Annotated in this window: 15 protein-coding genes; 6 read left to right on the forward strand and 9 right to left on the reverse strand. The window is 70.3% G+C overall.

The features are described from left to right. Nucleotides 1-9 precede the first annotated feature (9 nt). Nucleotides 10-1101 carry a glycosyltransferase family 4 protein gene (locus tag AC16DP_RS21665; protein WP_329733929.1) on the forward strand — a complete coding sequence of 364 codons (1092 nt, stop codon included), beginning with the start codon at nt 10-12 and terminating at the stop codon, nt 1099-1101. Between the two features lie 3 nt (nt 1102-1104). Here the strand turns inward: AC16DP_RS21665 and AC16DP_RS21670 are convergent, their stop codons facing one another. The 6 genes from AC16DP_RS21670 to AC16DP_RS21695 all read right to left on the reverse strand — a co-directional run bounded on the left by AC16DP_RS21670 (nt 1105) and on the right by AC16DP_RS21695 (nt 7618). Beyond that, nucleotides 1105-3660: an RCC1 domain-containing protein gene (locus tag AC16DP_RS21670; protein ID WP_329733930.1), complete on the reverse strand. Its 2556-nt coding sequence runs from the start codon at nt 3658-3660 to the stop codon at nt 1105-1107. 242 nt (nt 3661-3902) lie between these two features. Further along, nucleotides 3903-4430, reverse strand: coding sequence for an imm11 family protein (locus tag AC16DP_RS21675; protein ID WP_329733959.1), 528 nt, complete (start codon nt 4428-4430; stop codon nt 3903-3905). 77 nt (nt 4431-4507) lie between these two features. After that, entirely contained in the window at nt 4508-5410 is a 903-nt protein-coding gene (locus AC16DP_RS21680) for an AHH domain-containing protein (protein ID WP_329733931.1), read from the reverse strand. 438 nt (nt 5411-5848) lie between these two features. Continuing rightward, the gene (locus tag AC16DP_RS21685; protein ID WP_329733932.1) at nt 5849-6424 is read right to left on the reverse strand and encodes a hypothetical protein; all 576 of its coding nucleotides are present in this window, start codon (nt 6422-6424) and stop codon (nt 5849-5851) included. Between the two features lie 165 nt (nt 6425-6589). Next, nucleotides 6590-7381: a hypothetical protein gene (locus tag AC16DP_RS21690; RefSeq protein WP_329733933.1), complete on the reverse strand. Its 792-nt coding sequence runs from the start codon at nt 7379-7381 to the stop codon at nt 6590-6592. Between the two features lie 60 nt (nt 7382-7441). Further along, nucleotides 7442-7618, reverse strand: a complete 177-nt coding sequence (locus tag AC16DP_RS21695) for a hypothetical protein (protein WP_329733934.1) — start codon at nt 7616-7618, stop codon at nt 7442-7444. 79 nt (nt 7619-7697) lie between these two features. On the opposite strand from AC16DP_RS21695, the gene AC16DP_RS21700 reads away from it, so the two are divergent. Further along, a complete protein-coding gene (locus tag AC16DP_RS21700) occupies nt 7698-10457 on the forward strand; it encodes a hypothetical protein (protein WP_329733935.1) in 2760 nt (919 codons plus the stop codon). A 21-nt stretch (nt 10458-10478) separates the two neighbouring features. On the opposite strand, the gene AC16DP_RS21705 is transcribed toward AC16DP_RS21700, so the two are convergent. Then, the gene (locus AC16DP_RS21705) at nt 10479-11843 is read right to left on the reverse strand and encodes an MFS transporter (protein ID WP_329733936.1); all 1365 of its coding nucleotides are present in this window, start codon (nt 11841-11843) and stop codon (nt 10479-10481) included. 67 nt (nt 11844-11910) lie between these two features. Here AC16DP_RS21705 and AC16DP_RS21710 point away from each other — a divergent pair, with 67 nt between their 5' ends. The 3 genes from AC16DP_RS21710 (at nt 11911) to AC16DP_RS21720 (ending at nt 15726) form a co-directional block, all read left to right on the forward strand. Continuing rightward, nucleotides 11911-13197 carry a myxosortase-dependent phytase-like phosphatase gene (locus tag AC16DP_RS21710; protein ID WP_329733937.1) on the forward strand — a complete coding sequence of 429 codons (1287 nt, stop codon included), beginning with the start codon at nt 11911-11913 and terminating at the stop codon, nt 13195-13197. Between the two features lie 45 nt (nt 13198-13242). Further along, complete coding sequence (locus AC16DP_RS21715; protein WP_329733938.1) at nt 13243-15090, forward strand: bifunctional metallophosphatase/5'-nucleotidase; 1848 nt, start codon at nt 13243-13245, stop codon at nt 15088-15090. Nucleotides 15091-15321: 231 nt separating this feature from the next. Continuing rightward, nucleotides 15322-15726 carry a hypothetical protein gene (locus tag AC16DP_RS21720; protein WP_329733939.1) on the forward strand — a complete coding sequence of 135 codons (405 nt, stop codon included), beginning with the start codon at nt 15322-15324 and terminating at the stop codon, nt 15724-15726. A gap of 67 nt (nt 15727-15793) precedes the next feature. Here AC16DP_RS21720 and AC16DP_RS21725 read toward each other — a convergent pair whose 3' ends face one another. Further along, nucleotides 15794-16546, reverse strand: a complete 753-nt coding sequence (locus AC16DP_RS21725) for a DUF4184 family protein (protein WP_329733940.1) — start codon at nt 16544-16546, stop codon at nt 15794-15796. Nucleotides 16547-16574: 28 nt separating this feature from the next. Here AC16DP_RS21725 and AC16DP_RS21730 point away from each other — a divergent pair, with 28 nt between their 5' ends. After that, nucleotides 16575-17819 carry a CPBP family glutamic-type intramembrane protease gene (locus AC16DP_RS21730; protein WP_329733941.1) on the forward strand — a complete coding sequence of 415 codons (1245 nt, stop codon included), beginning with the start codon at nt 16575-16577 and terminating at the stop codon, nt 17817-17819. Between the two features lie 156 nt (nt 17820-17975). Here the strand turns inward: AC16DP_RS21730 and AC16DP_RS21735 are convergent, their stop codons facing one another. Further along, nucleotides 17976-20753, reverse strand: a complete 2778-nt coding sequence (locus AC16DP_RS21735) for an Hsp70 family protein (RefSeq protein ID WP_329733942.1) — start codon at nt 20751-20753, stop codon at nt 17976-17978. Nucleotides 20754-20778 lie beyond the last annotated feature (25 nt).

Consider the following 20778-nt stretch of genomic DNA (forward strand, 5'->3'; position numbering starts at 1 on the left):
AGGCGCACCGTGTCAAAGGGTCCTGTCGCTTTCGATGCGAGTCTCTGGGACGAGCCCACCACGGGCATTGGTCTCTACACCCGCTGTCTGGCCGAGGGCCTGGAGGCCCGGGGCGTTCGCCTGGAGCGGCTGGGCGCCCGGGTTTCCGGGGAGGACCCCCGGGGCCGGATGGGGCGCACCGCCTACGTGCTGGGCCGGCTGCCCCAGGTGCTGAGGGCCTCGGAGGCGCGGGTGTACCACGCGCTGGGCAACTTCAACCTCCCGCTGGTGCGCATTCCGGGCAAGGCGTACGTCGTCACCGTTCACGATCTGATTCCCCTGCTGATGCCCGAGACGGTGTCCCGGGCCTATCGCTGGCAGTTCCGCCTGTGGCTGGCCCGGAGCGTCCGGGTGGCGGACCGCATCCTCTGCGTGAGCGCGTGCACCCGGGATGACTTGCTGGCGCGCCACCCCGAGGCCGAGCGCAAGGTCTCGGTGGTCTACAACGGGGTGGACCACGTGGACCGCCATGCGCCGGATGCCACCACCGAGGCGTTCCTGCGCACGCTGTCTCTGCCGGAGCGGTACGTGCTGTACGCGGGCTCGCTGGACGTGCGGAAGAACGTGAGCCTGGTGTTGGACGCGCTCGAGCGGCTGAAGGCGCGGGGACGGCCAGCGGCGCTGGTGATGGCGGGGCAGAGCTGGTTCGGCTCGGGGGCGGTGGAGACGCGCGTGGCGCGCATGCGCGCGGAGGGGCATGACATCCGCTCGCTGGGGTACCAGTCCGAGGCCGTGTTCTTCGAGCTGATGCGGCGGGCGGCGGTGTTCGCGTTCCCCTCGAAGTACGAGGGCTTCGGGCTGCCGCCGCTGGAGGCCATGCGGCTGGGGGCGCCGGCCATCGTGTCCACGACGGGGGCCACGCCGGAGGTGTGCGGGCAGGGCGCGCTGGCGGTGCGGCCGGATGACGCCGAGGGCCTGGCGGAGGCGATGGAGCGGCTGCTGCGCTCGGACACGGAGCGGCGGCGCTGGGCGGAGGAGGGGAGGCGGCAGGCGGCCCTGTTCACCTGGGCGCGCTGCGCGGACGAGACGCTCGCGGCCTACGAGGAGGCGCTGCGGCGGTAGGACTCAGGGGGTGAGGCCATCCACCACGACGGGGCTGGTGCGCTGGGTGAGCGTGCCATCCCCGAGCTGGCCGTAGGCGTTGTAGCCCCAGGTCCACAGGATGCCGGCCGAGTCGTGCGCCAGGGTGTGGTAGCCACCCGCGGCGACGTCGATGTGGGTGGTGACGCCGGGCACCTGCACCGGCGAGTTGCGCTGGGTGAGCGTGCCATTCCCGAGCTGGCCGTAGGCGTTGTAGCCCCAGGTCCAGACGGTGCCATCGCTCTTGCGCGCCACCGTGTGGTGGATGCCGGCGTCGATGTTCATGACACCCGTGAGGCCGGGCACCTGCACCGGCGAGTTGCGCTGGGTGAGCGTGCCGTCCCCGAGCTGGCCGTAGGCGTTGTAACCCCAGACCCACACGGTGCCATCCCGCTTGAGTGCCACCGTGTGATAGGCGCCCGCGCTCACGGCCATCACGTTGGTCAGTCCCGGCACCTGCACCGGCGCGGTGCGATGGGTGAGCGTGCCATCCCCGAGCTGGCCATAGGCGTTGTGGCCCCAGGCCCACACGGTGCCATCCTGAAGCACCGCCACCGTGTGGTGATAGCCCGTGGTCACGGCCATGACATTGCTCAGGCTGGACACCCTCAGCGGCGAGAGGCTGTTGGTGGTCGTCGCGTTGCCGAGCTGGCCGTAGGCGTTGTAGCCCCAGGTCCACACGGTGCCATCCCGCCTGAGCGCCACCGAGTGGGAGTTTCCCCCCGAGATGGCCATGACGGTGGTGAGGGTCCCCGCCCTCACGGGCGCGGTGCTCTGGAGGGCCGTCCCATTGCCGAGCTGGCCGTAGTCATTGCGCCCCCACGTATAGACGGTGCCATCCCGCTTGAGCGCCATCGTGTAGTAGAGGCCCCCCTCGACGGCGGCGGCGCCGGTGAGTCCCGCCACCTTCACGGCCGTGGAGCTGGAGGTGGTCGTCCCATTGCCGAGCTGCCCATGACCGTTGTGGCCCCAGGTCCACACGAGGCCATCGTGCTTCACCACCGCCGAGTGATGGGCGCCCGCGGCGAGGCCCGCGATGGCGCTGACCGCCACCTGATAGGGCGTGGTGCGCTGGGCCGTATTCCCGGTGCCCACCTGTCCGTAGTTGTTGTAGCCCCAGGCCCAGATGCTCCCATCCGCCTGCCGCACCAGCGTGTGATGGTTGCCCGCGGCGAAGCGGACGACCTCGGTGAGCCCACTCACCTGGAACGGGCTCGAGCGGTGGGTGGTCGTCCCATCCCCGAGCTGCCCGTAACCGTTGTAGCCCCAGGTGAACAGGGTGGCGTTCGACTTGCGCGCCACCGAGTGATAGGCCCCCGCGGCCACGGCGGTGATGCCGCTCAGGCCACTCACCATCACCGGCGTGAGGCGCTGGGTGGCCGTCCCGTCCCCGAGCTGCCCATAGGTGTTGTCGCCCCAGGCTCGCACCGTGCCGTCCGTGCGCACCGCCAGCGTGTGGTAGTAGCCGGCCTCGATGCGGGTGGCGCTCGTGAGCCCCGCCACCTGCACCGGCGCGAGGCGCTGGGTGAGCGTCCCGTCCCCGAGCTGGCCATAGGCGTTGTAGCCCCAGGCCCGCACCGTGCCATCGCTCTTGCGCGCCACCGAATGATGGACGCCCGCGGCGATGGCGGTGACGCCGCTGAGGCCCGTCACCTGCACCGGAGAGAGGCGTTGGGTGACCGTCCCATCCCCGAGCTGCCCGTAGGCGTTGTAGCCCCAGGTCCAGACGGTGCCATCCGCCTTGAGCGCCATCGAGTGGTATCCGCCCACCGCGATGGCCGTCACCCCGGTGAGGCCCGGTACCTGAACGGGCGCCTGGCGCTGAATCGTCGTCCCATCCCCGAGCTGCCCGTAGTTGTTGCGCCCCCAGGCCCAGACGGTGCCGTCCGTCCTGAGCGCCACCGAGTGATGGATGCCCGTGGCCACCGCCATCACCGAGCTCAGGCCCACCACGATGACCGGCTTGTAGCGGTGGGTGACCGTGCCGTCCCCGAGCTGTCCGTAGTAGTTGTAGCCCCAGGCCCGCAGGGTGCCGTTGTCCCTCAGCTCCACGGTGTGGTTGGCGCCCCCCACCGCGGTGGGGCAGTAGTCCGAAACGGAGCGGGTCACCGAGTCGACCGCGAAGCCGCAGGTGGTGCGGTTGCCGTTGCTGTCGATGACCATCGGGTAGGCCTTCACCTCGAAGGTGGAGGTGCCACAACCCATGGGCCCGCTGTAGTACCAGGTGCCGGAGGTGCCAGCGGTGGCGACCCGCTCCTCCCACACCTGGAGGACGCCATCGAGGTAGTACTCCAGCCGGGCCCCGTTGGCGCCCGTGGACATCGTCCAGTCACCGCCGCCGGCCAGCTCGTTGTTGTACGAGCTGACGCCCGAGATGGTCAGCGAGGTGACGCTCAGCCCCAGGCACATCGCCGACTCCCGGGTGCCGAGCATGTCCTCGGACGCAGACGGCGAGGACTGGGGATCCTCGGCACAGCCCGAGGAGAGGAGCAGCCCACAGAGCAACGCACCGAGCAGGGCACGGAGAGGATGGCACCTCATTTGGCAACTCCTCACATCGGATGCGGACGCATCCATTGATGCGCCTCAGGCTATCCCTTGATTGTTGATTATTCAATAAAATCCTGTGTGCCAGAAGAAGGGTGCGCGGGGGGACGGTCAACGGTAGACAGCGGCGCGCCCATGCATGTCTGACCGGAAGTTGGGAGTGGGAACGGTTGGCGTGTCAATCTTCGGGAGGGGTCGGTCTTGCAGCAGCCAGCCGAGGATTCACGTCGTGGCGCTCACACTTCGATGAATTTGATCCCGGTGACGTGCTCCTGCTCCAAGGCCTCCTTGATGTCCTGGGAGACGATGAGCGCGACGAGCCATCCCCATGGCCGGAAGATGCGGGCGCCTTCGGACTTCGTCGGGTCGATGCGCATGCCATGGACGGCCCGATAGGTTCCGACCTTCTTGGGCAGTCCATCCTCCGGCTTCCAGTACAGCACCTCACTACAGCGAGCGTCGTCGATGCAGCGCACGACCCGGGTGACATTGAGGATGAACCAGGGCTCTGCGAGTGAGGCGATCCTCGCTGGAAGGAACTGCACGTCCTTTGTTCCCAGGCGCTCGAAGATGCGCACGACGCGCTCGGGAACGACAGGAGTGCCCAGTGCCGAGATGTTGAACTCGAGCGGACTCCCAGCTGGCTGGTGGATCCGGAATGTGGGCGACTCAGCGATGTCAGTCATCTCGAGCCGCTGTCCGTCCGTGTATCGCCAGGGGTTGTCGAGTCTTGCGCCTTGTTTATCGAACGGACCTTGAAACACCCAACCGTCAGTGCCGTCTGGAGTGTATACGTTCTGGATAAGCCGAAAGTATGTGAAGGGAGAAGTGTCACGAAGACTCATGGGCGGACCTTCTTGATCAACATCTTGTTGAGCGCTGTGCCAGGGGTGCAGAGTTCGTCGGCAATCTTCTTGAGTTCATCCGTGAAGGCCCGCCTGCATTCATCCATGCTTGTGCAGCTACGCAGTACTTCGAGAAGTCGATCATGGATTGTCTGATGGTATTGCTCGGAGTGCGGCCCCTCGTGGCCCTGGATGTGGATGAGGTTCGCGGGGTCATTGAGGCTCATTCCTACTTGTTCAAACAACCCCTCGAACCGTGGGGTCCACGGACCGCCTCGCGCGGATGACTTCCGGTTGTTGATGGTGGCCATGTGATGCCACTCGCCGTCCTTGTTCGAGCCGTCATCACAGATGCTCTTGGCCCGGGCGGCGGCTGCCGTGTTTCCGAGAGTTGCTCCCGCGATGACGACACCGCCATCCGCCATGACTTGCACCGTCGTCGCTTCGGTCATCAGCAGATCATCCAGCGCAGCCGCACCGGCTGGAGCCCATTGTCTGCCTCGCAAGCCGCCCGGCGGGACTCCTGGTAACGCCTTGCCCACTCCGTAACTCGCCACCATCACCAGGAGCCTCAGTCCGGTTCCTCCCAGCGCCTTCCCGAAGCGCTCCGCGACCTTCTCCAACTCCCGCACCGTCCGGGCCTGCTCCGCTTCCTTGTACAGCCGCATGACGGTCACGGCCACATTGCGCAGCTCGGCCACGGTGAAGCTCGTCATGAGCAAGAGGGTCAGCCTCGCGGCGAACAACTTTGAGAAGAAAGGCTCGGGCGCCAGCCAGGAGGCCATGTAGAGGACGGAGGAGAGAACCACTCCCGAGACGAAGAGCGGGTCGTTGAACAGCTCATGCGCCGCATCGCGGAAACCATCGCCCATGAACCGGGTCGAGAGGCGCAGGGCCATCACCTGCCGGCTGTTCTCGAGCGATTCCGGCAGCCTCAGGCTGGGGGAGCCGTACTTCGCGAGGTATTCCTCGCGGAGTTGCTTCTCCCAGGTGCCGGGCGTGCAACCCGAGTCACATGTCACCATGCCCGTGGTGGCGAGCAGGAGCCCTCGTGGTCCTGGAGCGGTCAGCGAATCGTGCTGGAAGGCCAGGAGGGCGCGGGCCTCTTCAACGGTGAAATCCCTCTGCAGGAGGGTGGACAGTCCGAACGAGAGTTTCAGCCGTTCCCCAGGGAGCGCGCTCACCTGGAGGGACACCTCCCGTTCCACACGGAGCGCCTCCAGAGGCCCACCGAGGGCGGTCAGCACCGGGGCCAAGGTGAGCAGGAGCGCTACGGCAGGTACCCTCATGGACATGGTCCAGGAGTCTATTCCATGGGTAGAGGCCGTCCTGCCGCGTCAGCCCGTCATCCGCCCGATCATCAATCCGAGCAGGAAGGCCGTCGCGCCCACGGCTCCCACCATCCACAGAGGAAAGCCCTGGGCTCCTGCCTCGGGGGCAGGCGAGGCCGTCTGTCGGGCGGGGGCCTCCTCGGGAATGACCACCCGGACCTTGATGCCACCCCCGGTGAGCGCCTCCGACAGGTCATCGATGCAGCGCTCGTAGTCCTCCTCGGCGATGTCGATCGGCGCGCCGTGGTGGGCCTCGTACCGCTTCGCCACGGACTCGTGGCCGCGCAGCTGCGCTTCCTTCCTCGCCACGTCCACCCAGCCGCAGACGATCGTCGGTGCCGTACCGCGCCTCGGGACGAGCGAGATGGGCTGCCGCGCCAGCTTCCCTCCAGCGGTGCTGGGACCCTCGGGCTCGTCGATGCGCAGCACCCGGTGCGGCGTGCGCCCGTAGATCTTCTTCGCGAACCTGTCCTTCAGCCGCTCCGCGAACAGCGCCGCGTGGGTCGCGAACATCGTCCGGTATTCGCCGCCCTCGGGCTGCTCGGCCTCCGGCTCCGCGTCTGGCTCCACCACGGGCGCCATGCGCGTCTCGTCCGCTCGCCTGGCCCGGGGTGGGGGCGTTCGCTCGTCTTCTTCCACGGGGGCAATGCGTGTCTCATCGGACCGCCCCGTGCTGCCTCGTCCCCTGTGACCGTTCGCCATGCGAGCTCCTCACCGCGCAGGATATCCGCTCGGCGGCGCGGACGCTCAGGCGCGGAAGCGCCGGTGTGTCATCCCGGGCAGAGGCGCTTCGATGAGGCCAGACGTCACCCTCCCCACCAGCCAGAACTCACCCTGGATGATGTTTCCGGGCTCCAGGGGGGCCGTCAGCTCCCGCGGCGAGGCGAGCACGTCGTAGCTCCCTCCCAGTGTCCGCACGATGGCGTGCTGGAACGTCTCCCCGGTCATGACGTTCTCTCGCAGTCCGGCCTCCAGCACCCGGCCCGTGAGGAAGGCCTCGGCCGCCTCGGGCAGCTCCTCTCCCTCCGGTGAGAACAGCCCGGAGGGAATGAGGGACTCGGCGGCGAACTTCACCTCCTCGTTCTCCTGCGCCTGGGTGAAGGCCGCCTCGTCCGCCCAGACCTCGATGCCTCGGGCGAAGGCGCACAGGCCCAGCTCGAGCAGGGCCCCCTCGCTCACCCGCTCGCGCGTGAGCAGCAGGTCATCGAGCTGCGTGGCCAACGGGTAGAAGAGCTCTCCCTTCGCGTCCACGATCTCCACGAGCAGCGGATCGCAGAAGCGGCAATCCGGATCGTTGGCGAACCGTGTCGCGCGCGCCTGGAGCCGGGTCCGCGCGCGGAAGCCCGGGGTGGCGCACTCCACTCCGTCCTCCGACACCACGAAGCTGACGCTGGCGCCACTCGCGTCCGTCCAGACGCGCAGCTCGTGGGCTCCCCACTTCCCGGCGGGCTCGCTGCGCTCCAGCAGCAACGACATGCGGCGCCCGAAGTCCTGCGGATCCCTCGCGGTGATGCCGATGCACGACATGTTGCTGGCCATGCCGGACAGCCTATCACCGCCCCTGACAGTCCCGGGGCTCGACGGGCCGTGTCACCCGTCTCACGCCGCGTGAGGGGCCGGAGACCGTTGCACCGCGCACAGAGGGTCGGCGAGGTGCATGGCGTGCAGCGCCTCGTCCTCGCGCTTGTCGCACGGGCCGTAGGCGAGGTGGGGTTTCAGTGCATCGAGCTCGGCCCGCACCTGCGCCCACGTCGTCATTCTCAACATTCGCGACATGGGAACCATCCTGGCGTGCGGCTCCTGGCGAGCGCATGGGGGTTGCTCCGCGACGGTGGGGCCTCTATGCCGGGGCCCCATGAGACCCAACCGTTTCCTCCTCCTCTGTTCCGCGTCGGTGCTGCTGCTGTCGGCCAGTGCGTGCCGTGACGAGCCGGATCCAGCCCCGGAGCCCGTTTGCACCGAGGCGCTGCTTCCGTTGCAGAACCCGCGTTCCCACACCCTGGGCGAGACCTTCTACCTGCCCCGGCTGAAGCAGGACGCGCAGTGTCCCTCCACCCTGGAGTGGCAGGTCGTCTCCGCTCCCGAGAGCAGCCGCAACACCGCCTACACGCGGGGCGCTCCCGAGCCGCGCTTCACCCCCGATGTGCCCGGGGACTACGTCCTCCGGCTGGGCGAGCTGCGCAACTCCGAGGTGCCGCTCCACGTCGTGGCCCGCTCTCCGGCCGAGCGCTTCCGCAACCACTCCCTGACGCCCCTCTCCGGCGTGTTGCGCGTCGGGGAGGAGCTGTGGACCGCGAACGGTGCGTCCTACACGGTGAGCCGCCTCGCGCGGGTGGACGGCACGTACTGGCGCAAGCATGGCGAGGTGACGGTGGGCGCGTGGCCCTCGGCGCTGGCCTGGCGCGAGCCGCTGCCCTATGTGCTCGTCGCCCATCGCGGCGGCGACACCGTGGGCTTCATCGACCGGGCGCGCGGCGTGCTCGTGGACTCCCTGTGGGTGGGGGACGAGCCCTCCGGTCTGGCCCTCTCTCCGGATGCCCGGCGGCTGTACGTGTCGCTGGCCACGCAGCGCCGGGTGGCGGTGGTGGACCTCGCGGTGCGCGAGGTCGTGGCGCATGTGGAGGTGGGGTTCGATCCTCGCGCCCTGGCGCTCTCCGCGGATGGCCGGCGGCTCTTCGTGGCCTCGTACCGCTCCGGCAACCGCGTCAAGGACACGCGCGGCACGTACGGGCCGGGGGATGACAAGGACATCTCGGTCGTCGACACCGCGTCGCTGACGACGATCGCCACCGTGGAGGGAGTCTCCGCCGATCTGCGGGCCCTGGCGCTCTCCGCGGACGATACCGAGCTGTACGTCGCCGCGACCGATGGAGACCCCGAGCCCTCGCAGGCGGACGCCACGGCGAAGCCCTTCGTGCACGAGGTGGTGGTGGTGGACGCGGACGCCGCGGTGCCGAGCGTGCTGCGGCGCGCGGACCTGACGCGCCAGGCGGGCTCCGGAGGTCCCGTGGTCAATCCCGCCGGAGTGCTCGCGGTGGGGGACACGCTGTGGGTCTCCTCCGAGTCGTCGGACGTGGTGGTGGCACTCGACCGGAACACGCTCGCCGAGAAGGCCCGGGTCGCGGTGGGTCCGGGCGCCCGGCAGCTGGTGGCGGTGGATGCCGCGGGCACGGTGGCCGTGCACTGCTACCAGAGCTTCGAGCTGTGGGTGCTGCGCGCGGACGGGACGGTGTTCCAGAAGGTGCAGCTCGCGGAGGATCCGCGTCCCGCGAGCGTGGCGCTCGGTGAGCGCGTCTTCACCCGGCCCGGTGGGAGTTTCGCGGCGAATCACTCCTGCTCGAGCTGCCATGTGGAGACGCAGAACGACGGCATGGTGTGGCGCTTCGGACCGGCTGTCTGGCACAACGTGCGGCCGCTGCAACTGCTGGATGCCACCACGCCGCTGGAGTGGGGCGCCTACGTCTCCAGCTCCGCCAACTTCGGCTACCAGGGACCCGGGTCCATCGTGTCGCGTCCGGCCACGCCCGAGGAGGCGCTCGGCCTCCAGGCCTTCCTGGGCTCGCTGCTCGGCGCCCCCAGGGCCACGGGCCACACCCGGCTGGACGGCAGCTACACCGAGGCCGCCCTGCGCGGAAAAGAGCTCTTCGAGGGCAAGGCCTCCTGCTCTGGCTGCCACACGCCGCCGCTGTACACGTCACGCGGGTATGTCACGCAGGGCAAGTCCGGTGAGCCGGCCGACATCCCCACGCTCCTGGGCACCTACCGTCACGGCATCTACTTCGTGGGCGCGAAGGCCCGGAGCCTGGAGGCCGCCCTGGATGTGGCGATCGACTACGTGAAGGTGCCGCTCAGCGCCGAGGAGCGCGCGGATCTCCTGGCCTTCCTGCGCGAGCTGACGCCGAAGGGTGGGGCGCCGCTGGGCATCTGGCCGGACATCGACAGCGACGAGGGCGTCTACCCGGACGTGCGCCCGTCCGTGGCCTTCGCGGACCCGGTGGATGACTCGCAGGGGAAGCCGGCCGCCGAGGTGGCGGCGGAGTACGTGGTGCTGGAGGACGCGCTCGGCAATCGCGTGTCCGGCGCGGTGGAGGTCCAGGGCGGACGGCTCACGTTCGTGCCGGCGGCGCCGCTCGCGCAGGGGGCCCGCTACCGCTTCCGGGTGCTGCCGGGTCTGCCGTTCCTCTCCGGAGGCGCGCTCTGGGGCGAGCTCGGGAGTGAGTTCACCGTCGCGAAGCCGGCCGCGGGCACCTGGCCCCGGGCGATGCGCATGACGGTCCAGGTTCCGGGGCGCGGCGGCATCACCCCCGTGGACTTCGTGCTCGAGACGGCCGAGCCCTCCCGTCCGGGTGCGCTCACCCTGACGATCCTTCCCCAGGGCGCGGGGAGCCAGCAGCGTCAGCAGGTCTGGGCGCGGGTGGATGGGGACCGGTGGCGGATGCAGCCCTTCGCGATGCCGCTCTTCGGTACCAGCGTGGCGGATGCCTCGGAGGTGGTGGGCGCCGTCACGCAGGTGGATCCGTCCAACCAGGACATCACCCGGGTGGAGGGCACGCTGCGCATCCGCGGGCCCGGCATCGACATGAAGAACATCGCCTTCACCCTCATCCCGAAGTAGCGGCGGTGGCGCGGGGCCCTCTCACCCGTGCAGGGGCGAGGGGGCCTCGGAGGGGGCCTCGTCCAGCGTGGCCCTGGGGCGCAGCGAGAGCGCCAGGGCCATGGCCACCAGGCACACGCCGCCCACCGTCATGATGACCTGGGCATGGGTGAAGCCGGCGTGCTCGACGAGCGCCGCCATGCCGGTGGGGATGAAGGCCGCCACGAAGGCGCCCACGTGGAAGACGAGCCCCACGCACTTGCCTCGGATGCTCGCTGGGAAGAGCGAGGTGAGCAGCAGTGGGGCGATGCCCGGAGGGGCCGCGCCGAAGAAGCCGCCCGCGAAGGCGCCCAGCCACATCAGCCCGGGCACCGTGCCCACGTAGAGCGGCAGGAAGGGCAGCATGCCGAACGCGGCGATGGCCACCGCCTTCGCCACGCCCAGCCGCGAGGCCAGCATCCCGCACATCGCCGTCCCCAGCAGCATGCCCACGTTGACGAGCGTCACCAGCACCGACACGCCCTGGATGCTCATCCCCAGCTCCGTCTTCAGCAGCACCGGGTAGAGGCTGGTGAGCCCGTAGTAGCCCCCGAAGTTGCACGCCATCACCAGCGAGCCCCACGCGAGCCGCGTCAGCAGCACCGGATCCCTGAGCCCTTGCGAGGGCCGGGCGCGCCGCTCGGCGAGGGCCTTCTCGGGATCGAAGCTCTCCGGCACGCCGTAGCGGATGGGCAGCACCAGCAGCGCCGGCACCGCGGCGATGACGAAGAGCGCCCGCCAGCCCCACAGCGGCACCACGACGCCGGACACCACCGCGGCCAGCAGGTAGCCCACGGCCCAGCCTCCGTGCAGGATGCCCGAGGCGATGCCCCGGCTGCGCTCGGGCCAGTTCTCCATGGCCAGCGTGGCGCCGCTCGTCCACTCGGCGCCCATGCCGAAGCCGAACAGCGTGCGCAGCACCAGCACCCAGGTGATGGAGGGCGCCAGTGCCACCGCGCCGTCACACAGCGCGAGCCAGACGATGGAGAGCATCAGCGGCAGCTTGCGGCCCCACCGGTCCGCCACCGCTCCCGCTGCCACTCCGCCCACCAGCCGCACCAGCAGCGTGAGCGTGATGGAGCCCGCCAGCACCGTCACGCCGACGCCGAACTCCTTGGCCATCTCCGGCATCACCAGCAGGTAGATGGTGAAGTCGAAGGCATCCAGCACCCAGCCCACCCAGGCCGCCAGGAACGTCCGCCATTGCTCCCTCGAGGGCTCCTTCCACCAGGGCAGCGCCCCTAGAGCCGGAAGTGCCGCCTCGCCGCGGTCGCCCGCGAGTCCCTGGGTGTCCCCCTCACCGGTGTGCATGTCCAGGAGGATACCGGAGCCCCGGGGGATGCGCTCGCGGGTGAACGTCTCCGGCACGTCCCTCCTTGCGCGGGCAGGCGGGCGTGGCCAACCCGTTGCCTCGAATATCGCCCAGGAGGCCTTCGTGCGTTTCCGCACACTTCTCAGCGTGGCCGTCCTTCTCGCCGGCCTGCCCGCGCTGGCCCAGCAGAGCATCGCGGTGCCGCCCACGCTGGAGACGGCGCAGGTGCTCGGCACCGGGACCGTGGTGCAGGGCGCGGCCCTGTGGATGCACCCCACGGACCCGGCCAACAGTCTGCTCCTCGTGGCGGACAACCAGGTCGGGCTGCTCGCCTTCCGGACCACCGGCGCCCTGCTGTTCTCCCTGTCCTCCGACGGCGTGGCCGCGGGCGTGGACGTGCAGGAGAACGTCCAGGTGACGGGCATCTCCCAGTCCCTGGTGATGGTGGCCAACCCGAGCATCCAGGCGCTCGTGGCCTACCTCATCGATCCCACGACGCTCGGACTGCGCGGCGCGGGGCTGTCCCCCATCACCACCTCGGGCTTCGTGCCCAACAGCGTGGCCCTGTACGTGAGCCCCACCACCGGGCGCTTCTTCGCCTTCGCCGGGAGTGCCACCGGCGTTGTCGCGCAGTACGAGCTCACCGGCCAGGTGGGGGATGGCGGCGTCGGAGTCACCCCGGTGCGCACCTTCGACGTGGGGGACTCCGTGGTGGGCCTGGCCGTCGACGATGCCCAGCGCACGCTCTACGTCGTCGAGCAGGGCAGTGGCATCTGGCAGTACGGCGCCGAGCCCGACGCGGGGGATGCCCGGGTCCTGGTGGATGGCATCACCGGAGGCGGGCTCGACGCCCCCCTGGGAGGCGTGGCCCTCTACACGGCGTCCGGAGTCCGAGGCTACCTGCTGGCGGTGAGCGGGGGCGCGAACGCGGTGCGCATCTACGAGCGGCAGCCCTCCGCCCACACGTTCCGGGGCAGCTTCACCGTGGCCCAGGACGGTGGAATCGACGCGGTGGATCGTCCGCGCCACGTGGTGGTGACCAACCGGGCCCTGACGGGCTTCCCGCTGGGCATGGTGGCCGTGCACGACAGCACCAACACCCCGGGCGGCAACGAGAACTTCAAGCTCGTCCCGTGGCAGGCCATCGCCACCGGCTTCACGACGCCGCTCGTCGTGGACACGGGCAATCCCACCACGTCCACGGATGGAGGCACGCCGGACGCCGGGACGGAGGATGGAGGGGGTGGGGGAACTCGCCCCGACGTCCCTCCGTTGGGCACTCCGGGCGGGTTGCCGCCGGGCGACGGCAATGGCCTCCATTGCTACTGCTCCTCGGTGTCCGTGCCAGGCTCGGTGCTGCTCGTGCTGGCGGGCGTGCTGCTGCTCTCGCGCCGCCGTCCCAGGGCCTGATGCGGGTTGCCTGCGGGGGGCGGCTGGGCTCAACTCGCCGCCCGCATGTATTCCTCCCGACTCCTCTTCGCGCTGGTGGCCCTCGTGGCCGCCGGGTGCGCCAGTGCTCCGCGTCCCGCCGAGCCGTCCGCCCAGACGTCCTCTCCTTCCTCCCAGGCCCTCCAGGCGCCCGCCGAGCCCGTGCGGCTCACCCTGGTGGCCACCAATGACTTCCACGGCTGGCTGATGCCCCAGAAGACCTCGCTGCCCGGTGGGCTCGAGGTGGAGCAGGGGGGGGCGGCCGTCTTCGCCGGCTACGTGGCCCGGCTGCGCGCGGACAACCCGGGCGGGGTGCTGCTGCTCGACGCGGGAGACCTCTTCCAGGGCACGCTCGCCTCCAACCTCACCGAGGGCGCCGCCGTCATCGACGTCTACAACCAGCTGGGCTACACGGCCGCGGCGCTCGGCAACCACGAGTTCGACTACGGGCCGGTGGGCCCCCGCGCGGTGCCCGGGCCGGGCGAGGACGCCGTCGGAGCGCTCACCGCGCGCATCCGCCAGGCGCGCTTCCCGCTGCTCACCGTCAACGTGCGCGACGCCGCCTCCGGCCAGCCTCCCGCGTGGCTCGGCAATGACGGCACGCTGCTGGTGACGCTCAAGGGCGTGAAGGTGGGCATCGTGGGCCTCACCACTCCGAGCACCCCGCGCATCGCCAACCCCACCCACGTGGCTTCCCTGCGCTTCGAGCCCATGCTGCCCACCACGCTGGAGGCCGCGAAGCGCCTGCGGGCCCAGGGCGCCGAGGTGGTGGTGGGCCTGGCCCACGCGGGTGGCAAGTGCACGGACCTCTCCAACCCGCGCGACACCTCGAGCTGTGATCGCTCGGATGCGGAGATCCTGGAGCTCGTCGAGGCGCTGCCCGCGGGCACCCTGGACGCCGTCTTCGCCGGCCACACCCACCAGCCCATGGGCCACTTCTTCAAGGACGTGCCCATCCTCTCCACCTCGGGCCTGGGCCGCTCCTTCGGCGTGGTGGAGCTCTTCGTGGACCCGGCGAGCCGCGAGGTGGTGCCCGCGAGCACCCGCATCCAGGCCGCCATTCCGGTGTGTGGCCAGGTGGAGGCGACGCGTGGAAGTTGTGATCCGCGCCAGCTGAAGGACGTGGGGGCCTCGGCGCGGCTGGTGCCCGCCACGTTCCTCGGGGGCCCCGTGGAGCCGGACAAGGCGGTGGAGGCGCTGGTGGCCCCCGCGCTCGCCCGCGTGGAGGAGGTGCAGCGCCAGTCCCTCGGCGTCACCGTCACCGCGCCCCTGGGCCGCAACTACGAGGCCGAGAGCGCGCTCGGCGATGTCCTCACGGACGCGCTGCGGGAGATGGAGAAGGTGGACGTCGCGCTGCTCAACTCCGGCGGCCTGCGCGCCAACCTGAAGGCCGGTGCGCTCACCTATGGTGACCTCTATGAGGTGTTGCCGTTCGACAACACGGTGTCCATCGTCACCGTCAACGGCGACGAGCTGCGGCGCCTGCTGACTGCCGCCTATGGCTCGGGCTCCGGCGTCTTCCAGCAGTCCGGGTTGAAGGTGAAGCTCTCCCGCTGCCCCGGCCCCGAGCGCCTGCGCGACGTGACCCTGGCCAATGGCAAGCCGCTCGAGTCCGGCCGCCTCTACCGGGTGGTCATGCCGGACTTCCTCGCGCGCGGTGCCGCCGGGCTGGCCCCGGTCCTGTCGCAGCTGCCCGCCGAGCGCATCGACCTGGGCAGCGACCGCGAGGTGATCCTCCGGGACGGGCTCGCCACCTGGTGGAAGGGCCGGGGGACGGCCCTCTCCGCGCCCGCTACAGGCCGCATCAGCTTCGTGGACGAGGGCGTGGCGTGCCCCTCCAAGGACGCCGCTGGGGCCCGTTCCGAGCGCCCTTGACAACGGGCCCGGAATCGCGCGCGGGCCGGAAAATCGGCTCGGGCGCGATTGCGCCTCCCCCGGGAGCGCGCGCAAGTGGCCGAGATCCGGGCAGATCCCATCCTGGGCCGAAAAATCGGCCTGGGATCAGTTTCCAACGACCGTTTTCCTCCTTAGTCTAGGGGAGGCGCGCCGTGATCCGAGGAGCCTTGGAAGGCACCGATCGCGGCCCGCCGGCTGGGAGGGACACACATGCTTTACAAGGTTACCCCGATGATGCCGCCACCGGCCTCGAAGGAGGCCAAGACGGCGCGCGAGCCGGGGCAGCCGCGCAAGCGGCGCAAGTCGGCGGTCTACGATGCCGACGGGCACGAGGTGCTCATTTCGCTGATGTGCCTGAAGTGCCGCACGCTCAAGCCGCTCGCGCAGTTCGGTCTGCGCAAGATGGCGGACGGCGCCATCCGCAACCAGCCCTGGTGCCGTGGGTGCCGCTCGGGCGCGGGGACGCGCAAGCCCAAGGATGACAAGGCCACCGAGACGATGAACGTGGTGGCCGAGGCTCCCGCGGCCGTCGCGCCCAACCTCCAGGTGGTGCCGGCTCCGGCCGCCGCTTCCGCCGAGGAAGAGGCTCCGGTCGCCGTCGCCTCGCGGGGCTGAACTGATCCAGCCTGGCTGTGTCCCTCCGAGGGGCGGAGCGCTTCGCTTCGACCCTGGATGGAGGGATCTACCCAGGGGCTGGCGCGGCCCGGCGTCGGGCCAGCACGCAGCCCAGGGTGAGTCCGGCGAGGACTCCGTCGAGCACGTGCCACAGCACCCACTTCAGCTGCAGATCAATCGGTCCTGACGGCGGGGCATGCGCCAGCCTCGGTCCGAGCAGCACGGCTCCGAATGCGACGGTGGGCAGCAGCACCCGGAGGAAGTCGCGCCAGCGGCCACCCGGGGCTTCGGGCAGGTGCGGGTAGTGGCGCACCAGGAATCCCAGCACCACCAGCGAGCCCACCACCGACGAGCCGTGCTGCAGCCACGTGGCGAGCGGCAGCTCCCAGGGGCCCAGCGTGAGGGGGTTGTCGGGGTAGAGCACGCTCGAGGGCCAGCGGTAGCGGTGGGTGAAGCTGTCCCAGATGGCGTGGGTGGCCGCGCCGAGCCCCACCGCGAGGATCGCCAGGGCCCAGGCCCGCGCGCCCCGGGGGAGTCCTCGGGTGAGGAGGAAGCGGCCCCACTGGACACCGCCCACGGCGGGCAGCGTGCGGTGCAGCACCGGGAGCACCAGCGCCTCCAGCCACACCCAGAGGAGCAAGCCCACGGGCAGGCTGAAGCGCAGCAGTCCCTCCGGAGTGTGGGAGCTGCGCGAGCCCATTCCGAACAGGTACGCGAGGTCGGGCACGCTGGCCCCCACCACGAGCGCGGCCGGGGGAAGCCCGCGGAACCGGCACAGGGGCAGGATCGCCGCGGCATGGGCGGGCAAGGTGAGGGGCATTCGTCACGGATGATAGTAGCTTGGGCGCGTGTCCAACGACGCTCAGTTGCTCCAGAACGCTCCTTCCCGCCGCCGGGCGCTGTCCGAAGCGGCGCTCGTGCTCGTCACCGTGTTCATTCCGGGCTCGCTCGCCGTGCTCGACCTGGTGCCGCGCCTCGCCGTCACCTGCCTCCTGGCCGCCTGGGGGCTTGTGCTCCTGCGCCCCTGGGAGGACTGGCGCGCGGGCCAGGTGCCCCGCGCGGTGGGCACTGTCCTTCTCTTCGGGCTGGCGCTCGGGGCTTCCATGGCGGGTGGATGGCTCGGAGGAGAGGGCGTTGCGCCGCCTCCCCGGCTCGGTGTCCGGCACACGGAGGTCTCCGTGGCGGGGGATGGGCAGGACGTGTCGAAGGTGGTGGAACTCACCCATGTGGTGCGGGGAGCGCCAGCGGACGGCCGCCTGGAGGTGGGAGACCGGATCCTCGGGGTGGATGGTCAGATGTTGTCCTCATCGGATCCCGAGGAGGAATTCCAGGAGCGCATCCGGACGGCGGGAGACGGGGCCAGCACCGAGATGCGGTTCATCGTCCAGCGCAAGGGTGAGATGAGCGAGGTGACGGTCCCCGTCGGACCCGCGCCGAATACCACCCCCTTCAAGAAGCCCGGCGCGATTCTGTGGCTGTGCCTTCGTGCGCTCGGGGTGAGTCTGCTCGTGGGGCTGTTGCTCTGGAGGGACGGGCAGGGGCCGGCTCAGCTCGGGTTCGTTCGCGAGGGGCTGGGGCGGGAGATCCTCCTCTCCATTCCCGTTCTCGTGGGGGCGTATGTCGCCAACATCGCCGCCTCCATTCCGCTCGCCTTGCTGGGGGTTCTCTTGAAGCTCTCCGACAAAGAGCTCTTGGCTCGCAAGGAGGTGGCCACTGGACTGGTGGAGATGGGGCTCAGCGTGCCGGTCTTCGCCATGGCGATGGTGCTCGTGGCGGGCTTCGAGGAGCTCGCCTTCCGGGGCTTCCTCGTGCCGAGGCTGAAGGTGCTTCTGGGGAACTGGCCCGCCGCGGTGTTGCTCTCGGCCGCGCTCTTCGGGCTGGGACACTTCTACGAAGGCACCCTCGCCGTCGCGCAGACCGCCGTGCTCGGGGCCTACTTCGGCTTCGTCTTCGTCTTCGTCCGCCGCTTCCGCCTGCCCTCCGTCATGCTGGCGCATGCGGCGTTCAACACCATCAACTTCACGTTGATGATCTGGCTCCAGAGATCAGGGTTGCTCGAGAAGATCACTGGAGCTCGGCCTCCGGCTCCTTGAACGGTTCACACGGAGGGGGGCACGGGGGCAACCCGGGGGCCAGATACCCTCACCCCGGGGGGCTTGCCCCCCCTTTGAACGACGGGGGGCTCCTCTCCCGAGGGGAGAGGGGAAGTAGGGGGCAGTGGGGATCGAGTGACGTCCGGATGTTGGTGGCTACAGACGCAGGCCCGCGGGCAGGGTGTCGCCGAGCGCTCGCGCTTCATCCGCCTCCTCGAGCGCCACCACTTCCGTCACCATCCGCACCCATGTGTCCGCTGCCTTCGCCGCTCGCAGCGCCTGGGCTGTCTTCGCTCGCAGCTCGGGGCTGATGTCCCGCATGCGGTCTCCCGTCAGCCGCGCCAGTTGTGCCGCCGCGAACGGCGCCCCGTCGATGCGCTTGAGGTCCAGTTCCAGCAGCAGCGACAGCCAGGCCTCCGCCACCTCCACGTCCACCACCTTGTGGCTGCTGCCGTAGAGGGGCACTCGCGCGCCCAGCCGTCCCAGTGCCCACGCCCACGGGCCGCCGCTCTTGTTCTCCGCCTTCAGCCGCGCTGCCACCCACCCGCCGAACTCCGCCTTGTCTCCCGGCTCCAGGTGCTCCAGCGACGCTGCCGTGCGCACCATCTCGTCCAGGCCCTCGGGCTGGATGCCCTTGAGCTTGCCCGGGGGTTGCGGCGCGTCCAGCGGCACCTTCCTCGCCAGGTGCGGCTTCAGGTAGTCGTAGAGCTTCCGCTGCTGCGCCTCGCTCAGGCCGCCCGCGATGCGCCGCCACATCACCCAGAACTCGATCCACACCGACTTCTCGGTGTGGTGCTGCACCAGCGGCTCGAACAGCGTGAACGTCTGCTCCGCCCGCCAATGGTCCAGCGGGTAGCCGAAGCCCGGCCGCAGCGTGTAGCCCGTCAGGCTGTAGAAGACGCGCTCGTGGTCCGCCGTGCGCCGCCGCTTGGAGGCCCCCGCGAACAGCGTGCTCCACAGCTCGCGCAGCACCGGCACCCGCCACGTCTCGCGCGGGCCCAGCACCTTCTCCAGCGTGCGCGACAGCTGCTTCACGTCCTTGGGGCCAATGGGCAGCGGCTTGTTGCCGTACACCCGCTCGGCGTTCTCCTTCGCCTCGGCGAAGCGCGCCGGCATGGACTCGGTGACGGTCAGCTCCCGCTCGCCGCTCGTGCCCCGCAGCTCGAACTCCAGGCGCCAGCGCTCGTCCGCCACGTTCGACACGGCGAACAGCTCCAGCGTCCCAATCTCCGTGAGCCCCGCCTGCAGGTGCACCGGCACCTCCGCCGTCTTCCCCGCGGCGCCCTTGAGCACCGTGTGGATGGGCGGCAGCGGCTTCAGCTCCTCCATCAGCGGCACCACGTCGCCCGGTTTGTCGATGCGGTCGCTCGTGGTGGAGTACAGCGTGAACTGCACCGGCCGCCCCAGCGTCAGCGTGAAGGAGCGCTCGCCGATGTCGACCTGGTTGCCCTCCTCGAAGCCTCGGGGGATGAGGCACAGCACCGGCTGCTCCGAGCTGTCCGCCGGCCGCTGCAGGGCCACGTAGTACGCACGCGCCGCGCCGCCGCCGATCTTCAGGCCGTGCCCGCGCCGCACCAGCCCGTAGTACGCCGCGCCGCGCGCCACCGCCAGCTCCAGCGACTCGTGCTTCAGCAGCCGGATGCGCGGAGCTCCCGGCCACCACGCGCTCACCGCCTCAACCAGCCGAGCGGACAACTGGGGCGAGTTGAAGACACCTCCGTTGAGCAGGATGGCGTCGGGGCGGGGCAGGGCGCCTTCCACGGGGGCCGTCTCTCCCAGGGCCGCGAAGCCCGCCGCCGCGTGCTGCGCGAGGAAGGCCGCCAGGTGCCGGGTGATGGCCGCGTCCTGCGCGTATGGCAGTCCCAACTCCTGCAGCGCCATGCGCGACACGCGCCGCGGCCGCTCCTGCGCACCCGAGCGCGGGAAGAAGCCGTCCATGACGAGGCGCTCCGCCTCCTCGCGCGTGAGCTCCGTGGACAGCGAGCCGCCCAGTAGCCGGCTGCCCTCGGAGACGAGTGACACGCCATAGCGCTCGGGAGGATTGTTGCCGAGCAGGGCCTCCTTGGCGGTGCGAGCCGCCTGGATGGCCTGGGTCCACTGGGTGGCGGACAGGCGCCGGTTGCCATCCGGGAAGAGCTTCTCCTCCACGCGTTTGGCGAGCGCGGCGTCCATGTTGTCGCCGCCGAGCATGAGGTGCTCGCCCACCGCGAGCCGCCGCAGCATGGGGCCCTCGGGGGACACGCCCGCGTGCACCAGGGTGAAGTCCGTGGTGCCGCCGCCCACGTCCACCACCAGCACCAGCCGCACGCCCTCCAGCGACTGCGCCAGATCCTTCCGGTGGCGCGCGGTGTAGTCGTAGAAGGCCGCCTGCGGCTCCTCCAGCAGGGTGAACTTCTCCAGGCCCGCCTTGCGCGCGGCGCTCACCGTGAGGGCGCGGGCCGCCTCGTCGAAGGAGGCGGGCACGGTGATGACCACCTCCTGTTGTGCCAGCGGGGCCTCGGGGTGGGCGTGGTTCCACGCCTGGGCCATGTGCTGGAGCAGCAGGGCACTGGCCTCCACCGGGGACAGCTTCGCCACGTCCGCCGGAGCGCCCCACGGGAGGATGGGAGCGGAACGGTCCACGCCCGGGTGGCACAGCCAGCTCTTCGCGGACGTCACCACCCGGCCCGGCACCCGAGCCCCCTGCCAGCGGGCGAGCTCGCCCACCACCTGCGAGCCGCTGTCGCCCCAGGGCAGGCGGAGCGAGCCGGCGGCGAGCTCATGGCCGGCGGGCACGTAGACACACGAGGGCAGCAGGGGCCGCGGGCTCACCTCGCCCTGGCGCACCAGTTGGGGGACGGGGAAGTCCTCCACGGGAGCGGTGGGCCCCTTCGCGGGGTCCACCGAGGCAACGGCGCAGTGCGTGGTTCCGAGGTCGATGCCGACGATGTGCATAGGCGTGCGGGCGGCCCTCCCGGGC

The organism is Archangium sp. (assembly GCF_057119385.1).

Excerpts from the sequence above, each read along its gene's own strand:
- AC16DP_RS21670 (WP_329733930.1), bottom strand. The coding sequence starts at position 3,660 with ATGAGGTGCCATCCTCTCCGTGCCCTGCTCGGTGCGTTGCTCTGTGGG.
- AC16DP_RS21685 (WP_329733932.1), bottom strand. The coding sequence starts at position 6,424 with ATGGCGCCCGTGGTGGAGCCAGACGCGGAGCCGGAGGCCGAGCAGCCC.
- AC16DP_RS21695 (WP_329733934.1), bottom strand. The coding sequence starts at position 7,618 with ATGTCGCGAATGTTGAGAATGACGACGTGGGCGCAGGTGCGGGCCGAG.
- AC16DP_RS21735 (WP_329733942.1), bottom strand. The coding sequence starts at position 20,753 with ATGCACATCGTCGGCATCGACCTCGGAACCACGCACTGCGCCGTTGCC.
- AC16DP_RS21720 (WP_329733939.1), top strand. The coding sequence starts at position 15,322 with ATGCTTTACAAGGTTACCCCGATGATGCCGCCACCGGCCTCGAAGGAG.
- AC16DP_RS21700 (WP_329733935.1), top strand. The coding sequence starts at position 7,698 with ATGAGACCCAACCGTTTCCTCCTCCTCTGTTCCGCGTCGGTGCTGCTG.
- AC16DP_RS21725 (WP_329733940.1), bottom strand. The coding sequence starts at position 16,546 with ATGCCCCTCACCTTGCCCGCCCATGCCGCGGCGATCCTGCCCCTGTGC.
- AC16DP_RS21680 (WP_329733931.1), bottom strand. The coding sequence starts at position 5,410 with ATGGCCCTGCGCCTCTCGACCCGGTTCATGGGCGATGGTTTCCGCGAT.
- AC16DP_RS21715 (WP_329733938.1), top strand. The coding sequence starts at position 13,243 with ATGTATTCCTCCCGACTCCTCTTCGCGCTGGTGGCCCTCGTGGCCGCC.
- AC16DP_RS21690 (WP_329733933.1), bottom strand. The coding sequence starts at position 7,381 with ATGGCCAGCAACATGTCGTGCATCGGCATCACCGCGAGGGATCCGCAG.